Below are 778 nucleotides of genomic sequence, written 5' to 3'. Positions count from 1 at the left end.
CCCCGATAACCGCGAAGAACCAGGTTTCGATGGTACTCGCCAAAGCCGGGGTTGGCAGCCGAGTCGAACTGATAAGGCTTATCCTTCGTATTCTACCGCCGGTGGCCTAAAGGCAGTGCAGACCTTCCAGGTAAGAACAGCGTGTCATGATCCATTCGGATCATGACGAAGCAGCTTAAATGCGCCAACCTCCATGTGTTTTTCAACCCAATAGTGGTTCATCATTTGTAAGGAGGTAAGTATGAGAACATTTATTTCTATCGGTTCTAGAATTTCGGTGTGCATGGTGCTCATCGCTACATCACAAGCGATGGCCAATGGCGTCCAACCTGACATTATCTCGCTAGATCTGGCCTCTGAGTGCACAACCAACCCGGTGTCTTCCAGTGGCAAAGGACACACATGTTACGCAGATAATTGGACGTGCCAAACTGCCCCCGAAAAATACGTAATTGCAAAAGAAAGCGTTTCACCGAGATTTACGAGCGTCAACGGTCCTGGAGCTAGGTGCGACCTCCAATTCTCAGAAGAGACAGAGGTAATTCCTGGCACCAAAATTTATCAACCAAAGAAGGTCTGCATGCGAGCCACCGCGCAGTCCGGCAGCGGGATGAATCGTGCTGGTGTTCGCGGGTGGGCCAAATGCGTCCTTGATGGCAACATGACAAGATATCTTCAATGAGCAACTGCCTTGGCACGGGCGGAATATCATCCCCTTTGCCAAGGCTTGATCAGAGCGTTTAAACAACGGAGCTGACGAAATGGCATCGATGTTCAC

The 778-nt window shown here is 50.3% G+C and carries 1 protein-coding gene; it reads right to left on the bottom strand.

Annotation, left to right across the window (positions count from 1 at the left end):
• Positions 1-523: 523 nt before the first annotated feature.
• A partial coding sequence (locus M3P21_RS22390; RefSeq protein WP_249713721.1) for a hypothetical protein occupies positions 524-778 on the bottom strand: 255 nt, incomplete at its 5' end.

Source organism: Ruegeria spongiae, from assembly GCF_023502395.1.
Lineage (GTDB): Bacteria > Pseudomonadota > Alphaproteobacteria > Rhodobacterales > Rhodobacteraceae > Ruegeria_C > Ruegeria_C spongiae.
Note: the sequence above shows the minus strand (reverse complement) of the source record. Positions and strands in the feature narration are given on the sequence as shown.